The 1,128-nt window shown below is 34.5% G+C and carries 1 protein-coding gene; it reads right to left on the bottom strand.

Going from position 1 to position 1,128, the window contains the following annotated elements; genetic code table 11:
- The coding region (locus ACFIO3_RS13570) for a type ISP restriction/modification enzyme (protein WP_375704637.1) at window positions 1-1,128 on the bottom strand (1,128 nt) is incomplete at both ends.

Genomic DNA, 1,128 nt, shown 5'->3' on the forward strand with positions numbered 1-1,128 from the left:
AGACTTACAGTAATAACCCTTTGAAACAATTCCAATGGATAAGCAGGGTTGCCAACGGTTTCAACAGCATAGCGATTAGCATCATTAACAATACCACTCTTTTTATCAGTCTTAACGCATTGACGCCCCATAATCCATTCAAGAGCAGGCTTTCCATTGACGATATACTTATAAGCTTCAAGAGGGATATCAGTCATTGTGATATTGCTGTTATAAATAACAGTCGATTTATCCTTTTCGGATTTGCCTTTCTCTTTAACTGCTTTTGCGAATTTCATTTCAGTTACATAATAAAATTTTTCGGGATTAGAGATCTCTGTCTGTTTTGGATTACCCTTTTTAAATGTGACTGGATAAGGTTCTACATCTTCATAATTCACGTGCAAATGACCCAATTCACACCCTGCTGTCACAAATTTCCAAAAATCTTCAGCAGTTTTTACACAAGGAATACGAGGCAATTCTTTAGAAAGGTTATCAGCATAACGGGCTCGATAATCTTCCGAATGCAAAATCCCATAAACATAATAGAACAAATCATCTTTTGTTATGGTTTCATTAGGATAAGCAGCTTTAAAATGTGCTAATCCTTCATCAGTAATGGCATCACGCCTCTGTAAATTAGCTGTTGCGTTTGCTTCTGTAGAGTTTGTAAATAAATGGGATTGGTTATTATCTTTATCCTCTAAAGATTCAATATCCTCATAAAGATACCTTGGAAAGCATTGGCTACCACCATCTATCATATTAAGATCAGGTATATTATTAGTCATAAGTACAGAAAAATCACTTCGTGAACCTGTACCAGTAACTTGTATTATTCTATTTTCAATCGCTCGTCCTATCGGAAATATATGCGGCATTTTATAAACCATTTCATTAAAGGCGCGATTATAATAGAGCCATTGTTTCGTAAAAGGACGATAAAGGCTTTGAATAAGGCATCTATCTTCAAGTTCAAAGATTTTTCCTCTTATTAATTCTTGTTTAAGAGCGCGACTCCAACTTATTTTTCTTTCATCAGCATTAACAAAATTGTCTACAGTTTTAGTACGTGTTTTACCGTCATTATGTGTATAAGCACCATTAAAATGCTCCACTTCACTATTGTAAAAAGCAATCATATTA

Source organism: Bartonella sp. AD328YNZD (assembly GCF_042196425.1).